The organism is Nonomuraea corallina, assembly GCF_027620315.1.
Taxonomy (GTDB): Bacteria; Actinomycetota; Actinomycetes; order Streptosporangiales; family Streptosporangiaceae; genus Nonomuraea; species Nonomuraea corallina.
Genome location: NZ_JAPNNL010000267.1, coordinates 1 through 6327, shown reverse-complemented (window position 1 = coordinate 6327; position 6327 = coordinate 1). Strand labels below are relative to the sequence as shown.

6 protein-coding genes are annotated in these 6327 nt (G+C 71.2%); all 6 read right to left on the bottom strand.

The features are described 5' to 3' along the window. Positions 1-70: 70 nt before the first annotated feature. The 6 genes from mreC to OUY22_RS35075 all read right to left on the bottom strand — a co-directional run bounded on the left by mreC (position 71) and on the right by OUY22_RS35075 (position 6097). On the bottom strand, positions 71-949 hold the full coding sequence (mreC, locus tag OUY22_RS35100) for a rod shape-determining protein MreC (protein ID WP_270159621.1): 879 nt from the start codon (positions 947-949) through the stop codon (positions 71-73). Next, complete coding sequence (locus tag OUY22_RS35095) at positions 949-1980, bottom strand: rod shape-determining protein (protein ID WP_270159620.1); 1032 nt, start codon at positions 1978-1980, stop codon at positions 949-951. Before OUY22_RS35095 ends, mreC begins: the two co-directional genes overlap by 1 nt. 271 nt (positions 1981-2251) lie before the next feature. Next, the gene (gene ndk, locus OUY22_RS35090; protein WP_270159619.1) at positions 2252-2662 is read right to left on the bottom strand and encodes a nucleoside-diphosphate kinase; all 411 of its coding nucleotides are present in this window, start codon (positions 2660-2662) and stop codon (positions 2252-2254) included. Between the two features lie 224 nt (positions 2663-2886). Beyond that, positions 2887-4353, bottom strand: coding sequence for a hypothetical protein (locus OUY22_RS35085; protein WP_270159618.1), 1467 nt, complete (start codon positions 4351-4353; stop codon positions 2887-2889). Between the two features lie 71 nt (positions 4354-4424). Further along, positions 4425-4775, bottom strand: coding sequence for a DUF4233 domain-containing protein (locus OUY22_RS35080; RefSeq protein WP_270159617.1), 351 nt, complete (start codon positions 4773-4775; stop codon positions 4425-4427). Beyond that, entirely contained in the window at positions 4775-6097 is a 1323-nt protein-coding gene (locus OUY22_RS35075; protein ID WP_270159616.1) for a bifunctional folylpolyglutamate synthase/dihydrofolate synthase, read from the bottom strand. The genes OUY22_RS35080 and OUY22_RS35075 overlap by 1 nt, the downstream gene beginning before the upstream one ends. Positions 6098-6327 lie beyond the last annotated feature (230 nt).

Sequence of the window (6327 nt, the reverse complement as noted above, 5' to 3'; positions counted from 1 at the left end):
GCGGGCAGCGGCAGCCGGTTCACCAGCATGAACTGCACCAGCACCGCCCCCAGCACCGCCACGACAGCGGTCATTCCGTCCCCTCCCTGCGCGGCAGCACGGCGTCTCTCGGGTCACGTGCCGGCGGCCGCACCACCACGCCGACCACGTCCAGCGCGGTCAGATCGGCGTACGGCCGCGCGTACGCGGTCCTCGTCAGCTCGCCCGCCGCCGTCTCCACCTGCTCGACCACCCCGATCGGCACCCCCGGCACGTACGGCGCGCCGCGGTGGGAGCCGAAGCTGACCAGGCGGGTGCCCCGCGTCACCGGCGCCGTCGCGTCGAGGAGCTGGAAGCGCAGCAGCCGGCCGTGCTCGCCCACGCCGTGCACCACGCCGATCTCCCTGCCGTTCTCCATGCGCGCGCCGGCCGCCGAGGCGGGGTCGCTCAGCAGCATCACGCTCGACGTACGGGAGCCGGCGTGGACCACCCGGCCGATCAGCCCGTCACCGTTGAGCACGGTCATGTTCGCCCGCACCCCGTCGTCGGCGCCGGCGTCGATCTCGACCGCCTCCTCGAACCCCGGCTGGCCACGCCGGGCGATCACATTGGCCGGCACCACCTTGTAGCCGCCGAGCGACGCCAGCCCGAGCATCCGCTTGAGCTGCGTGGACCGCTCGGCGTCGACCCTGCCGGCGGCCAGGTCGGACCGGAGCCTCGCGTTCTCCTTGCGGAGCCTGGCGAGGTCCTCCTGGGCGCTCGGAGCGGCGGCCAGGGCCTCGAAGAACCCGGTCACCGGCCGGATCACCGCCGCCCCCGCCCGCTCCGCCGTGCCGAAGGCCCACGACCCGGCCCCGCGCAGCGGCCTCAGCGGCGAGCTCTCCCCCATGCGGTGGTCGACGGTCAGGATGACCAGCGCCACCGTCAGGAGCGTTCCCAGGATCAGCCGTGCCTGGCGGGAGTCCCTCATCAGCGTCGCGACTCCGGGACCAGCACCTGCTGCAGCGCGTCGAAGTCCTCCACGCACCGCCCGGAGCCGAGAGCGACCGAGTCGAGCGCGTTGTCCACCAGGTGCACGGGCATGCCCGTCTCATGCCTGAGCCGCTCGTCCAGGCCCTTGAGCAGCGCGCCGCCGCCGGTCAGGGCGAGGCCCCGGTCCATCAGATCGCCGGACAGCTCCGGCGGGCACTGGTCGAGCGTGGACCGGACCGCGTCGGCGATGGCGTTGACCGGCTCCTCGATGGCCTTACGGATCTCCTCGGCCGACACGATGATCGTCTTCGGCATGCCGCTGACCAGGTCACGGCCGCGGACTTCGGCATGCGCCTCGTCGCCGTCGGCCCAGGCCGAGCCGACCGTCATCTTGATCTCCTCGGCGGTGCGCTCGCCGAGCATGAGCGAGAACTCCTTCTTCACGTACGTGATCACCGCCTGGTCCAGCTCGTCACCGCCGACTCTGATGGACCTGCTGGTGACGACGCCGCCCATGGAGATGATCGCCACCTCGGTGGTGCCGCCGCCGATGTCGACGACCATGTTGCCGGTGGGCTCGTGCACCGGCAGGCCGGCCCCGATCGCCGCCGCCATCGGCTCCTCGACGATGTAGACCTTGCGCGCCCCGGCCTGGTAGCCCGCCTCCTTGACGGCCCGCTGCTCGACGCCGGTGATGCCACTGGGCACCGCGATGATGATGCGAGGTTTGGCCAGGTGGCGGCGTTTCTGGGCCCGTTGGATGAAATAGCGCAACATGCGCTCGGTGACCTCGAAGTCCGCGATCACCCCGTCCTTGAGCGGGCGGACCGCCACGATGTTGCCGGGCGTGCGCCCGATCATGCGTTTGGCCTCGACGCCCACGGCGACGATCTTCTCGGTGGCGGTGTTGATGGCCACGACTGACGGTTCGCTGAGCACGATGCCGCGGCCGCGCACGTACACCAGCGTGTTGGCGGTGCCGAGATCGACCGCCATGTCGCGGCCGAGAAAGGCGAGCTTGCTACCCATGGGGAACGGAGCCTTCCCGCGACGTTCGCATAGGACTACGGAGTCAAGACCCAATCCAAGGCCGCAATGACTACGGACTGAATTCGAATCGTAACGTGACGTACCCACCAGCTCCCGTACTGAGCCCGTGCGCCCCACAAAAATCTCAAGCCACTCCGCGCACCGCGATTTTGCCCCGATTGCGCGCTACCATCCGCGCCCTCGGGTAGGTCTGGAAACGCGGAGTGCCCGCGAGGCGTCGAGCCTGCGGGCACAAGATGCGCGTGGAAGCCTAGAACCGGTCCGGGAAGAAGATCTTGATCTCCCGAGCCGCCGACTCCGGCGAGTCGGAGCCGTGAACCACGTTCTCGCCGATCTCCAGCGCGTGGTCGCCACGGATCGTTCCGGGAGGCGACTTCACCGGGTCGGTGAGCCCCGCCAGCGAACGGAACGCCTCGACGGCGCGGTGACCCTCGACCACCATCGCCACCAGCGGCCCCGAGGTGATGAACTCGACGAGCTCGCCGAAGAACGGCTTCTCGGAGTGCTCGGCGTAGTGGGCCTTGGCGGTCTCGCCGTCGAGGGTGCGCAGGTCCATCGCCACGACCTTGAGACCCTTGCGCTCCACGCGGGCGATCACGTCACCGATCAGGCCGCGCTTCACCCCATCGGGCTTGATCAGGACAAGAGTGCGCTCGGACACTTGGAGTTCTCCTTCGAACAGGGGTCGCGGATGCGGGCTACGAGCAGCGCTACGAGCACGGCCTGGCCCGGGACGCTCCGCCGCACAGGCCACGCGAAGCTGCGGCACAGCTTACCGCCCCGAACCAGTCACCCTTCCCCGACCGCTCAGGCTCGGCTCCCAGGTCCGGGTGTCAGGCGCGGGTGTCAGGCGCGGGTCTCAGGTCCGGGTCTCAGGTCCGGGTCTCAGGCTCGGCTCTCGGGCGACTGGGCGGGTGGCGGCACCGGCGGCACCCCCCAGCCCGTCTTCTCCGGGTCGGACGGCGTCTCCCCGTCCTCGTCACCCTCCGGATCACCCTCCTCGTCACCGTCCCGGTCACCGCCGGGGACCGCGTCCCTGCCGTCCTTCGCCGCCGGGTCCCGGCGCGACATGACGGACACCAGGACGATGACCGCCACCACCAGGAAGCCCGCGACCAGCGCCCACAGATGCAGGACGCCGACGTAACTGTCGACGAACTCCTGCCTCGACCCCTGGTCGAGCAGCGCCTTCTGCATCCCCGTACCGAGGAGATAGCCCGCCAGCACCCCGGGGAAGCACAGCGCCAGCCCGAACAGGCCCGCGCCCGCCCCCGCCTCGGAGAGCGCCGCCGTGAGCGCCACAGACGCGCCGACCGCGAGCAGGGTGAACGGCACCACCAGCACCAGCCCCTCCGCCGACGGCACCACCAGCCGCACCGCGGACAGCCCGGCCACCATGGACAGAAGCCCCACCTGGGTGAGCCACTGGCCGGACGCGGCCGACCCGCGGACCGTGACCGCCGCCACGACCGCCGCGACCCCGGCGACGCTGAACGGGATCCACAGCCCTTTCAGCCCCGGCCCGCCCATGCCGCCCATCTCCGCGAACGTCACCTGGGCGACCGTGGGCAGCACCACGACTCCGACCGCCACCAGCGCGTACGCGAGCGTACGGCTCTCGCGCGTGCCGATGGACGCCAGCGCCAGCGCCCCCACCACGGCGAGCCCCGCCGGCACGATCATCAGCAGGGCGCTCCAGTCCGCGCTCGCCGCGCCGATGGCCACGACGGCCACGCCCGCGGCCAGCGCGGTCGCCAGGAGAACGCGGTGGCGCTCCCCCGGATCGGCGGGCGGCAGGGGCGTCCGGCCGCGCACCAGCCAGAGCACGAAGTAGACGGCGGCCACCGCCAGCGCGACGCCGCTGACCAGCGGATAAGGCTGCAGGGTGACCCGCCAGTCCGTCGTGCCCGCCAGCGGCCAGAGCGCCAGTGCCTGCGCGCCCAGCAGGCTCAGCGCCAGCACGCCGGCCCACAGGCCGCGCAGCCGGCGCGACCGATCCCAGACCGCGACCAGCGTGGCGGGGACGAGCAGCCCGCCGCCGACGCCGTGGGCCACCCGCAGCACCCCGACCATGGCGGAGGAGTCCGCGTAACCGCCCGCCGCGTCGGCGACGGCCACCAGCGCCAGCCCGGCGACGAGCACGGGCGCGGCCCTGACCCGGCGCAGCGCCAGGGCGGCGAGCGGGACGGTCAGCATCATCGCCGGCAGGGCCAGCCCGTGCGCGCGCACGAGCCCGACCCGGTCGATCCCGGCGGGCAACAGGTCCGCGACCACGGACACGGTGTTGGGGATGGCGACGATCGCCACCGGCAGCGCGACCACGATGAGCAGGCCGAGCAGAATGTCGGACACCCACGCGGAACCGGCGGGTGGCGCGGCCTCAGGGGACCGCTGAATAGAGGGGACGGCCATGAATCCCGACTTTAGCGGGAAGTCACGCCCTCGACACGGCGAGCGACGAATATCGCCGTGATCCACAGCGCGGCGAAGATCGCCCCGAGGAAGAACATGGTCGGCACCAGGAACCCGGTGCAGATCGCCAGCACCTGCGCCACGCTCCCGAGCACGTACCCGACCGGCTTCTTGAGCAGCCCCGCGGCGACGACGCAGAGCACGGCCAGACCGATCCCGGCCGTCACCGCGAGCGCCGGGGCCACCCCGCCGACGCTGATCGCGACCGGGGTGAAGAGGGCGACGACGATCGCCTCCATGCCCAGCACGCTCGCGCCCAGCCGCCGCATCCCGGGCGTCACCTGGAAATCGAGCACGCCCATCACGCCCCCTCCGCCTTCAACAGGAACCGCGCGTCCCCCACCGTGACCACCGAACCGGTGATCAGCACGCCGGTGCCGGCGAACTCGCCGTCCGCGTCGGCGATGCCGATGGCCTGGTCGATGGCGTCGTCGAGGCGTTCTGTGACCCTCACTCGTCCCTCGCCGAAGAGGGACTCCGCCAGCGCCCCCAGCTCGGCGGCCGGCAGCGAACGCGGCGAGGAGTTACGGGTGACGACGACCTCGTCGAGCACGGGCTCCAAAAGGTCGAGCAGCCCTTCGACGTCCTTGTCGGCCATGACCGCCAGGACGCCGACGAGCTTGGGGAAGTCGAACGCCTCGTGGATCGCGTCGAGGGTGGCCTCCATACCGCCCGGGTTGTGCGCCGCGTCCAGCAGCACCGTCGGGTTACGCCGCACCACCTCCAGCCTCCCCGGGGAGGACGCCTGCGCGAACGCCGCACGCACCAGCTCCACGTCGAGCGGGTCGTCACCACCGGTCAGCGCCTCGACCGCGGCCAGCGCGCAGGCGGCGTTACCGGCCTGGTAGGCGCCGTGGAGCGGAAGGTAGACATCGTCGTAAACGCCCTTCAACCCGCGGAAGGTGACCAGCTGCCCGCCGACGGCGACCTCGCGGCCGAGCACCCCGAACTCCAGGCCCTCACGCGCGACCACCGCGCCCACGTCGGCCGCCCGCCGCATCAGCACCTCGGCCGCGGCCAGCTCCTGCTGCGCGAACACGGCGGTGGCGCCCGGCTTGATGATGCCGGCCTTTTCCTGGGCGATGCTCGGGATGTCGGGGCCCAGCCTGTCGGTATGGTCGAGCGAGATCGGCGTGACGACGGCCACGGTGCCGTCGGCGACGTTCGTCGCGTCCCAGGACCCGCCCATGCCCGTCTCCACCACGGCCACGTCGACCGGGGTGTCGGCGAACGCCGCGAACGCCATGGCGGTGAGCAGTTCGAAGAACTGGATGCGCCTCCCGCCCTGCGCGTCCGTCAGCTCCACGAAGGGCGCGATCTCCTCATAGACCTGAACGAAGCGCTCCTCGCTGAGCGGCTCGCCGTCGACCGTGATCCGCTCGCGCATCGACACCAGGTGAGGGCTGGTGAAACGGCCCACCCGCAGGTTGCGCTCACGCAGCAGGCTCTCGATCAGCCTCGCCGTGCTGGTCTTGCCGTTCGTGCCGGCGATGTGTATGACCTGGTAGGCCCGCTGCGGCGAGCCGAGCAGATCCAGAAGGGCCGCGATCCTGTCGAGCGTCGGCTCGAAATCCCACTCGACGCCCCGCTCCAGGATCGCGCGTTCAACCGCACGAAAGTCCACACCTCAACCCTACTGACCATCACGACCGCTCACTCACCCCCCACCTGGACACACAGCTCTCCGTACGGGACGTCAACGAGCGGCCTGGGCCAACTGCGATCCTCAAGGGGACCTCCGGCCTTGAGCCAGAGACGCGCGTGGATCTGAAGTCGAAACATCCCGGCACATGCTCCGAAGCACCCCGGAAGCGCGCAGGAAGCGCTCCAGAAACGCGGAAAGGCCCCGAGCAT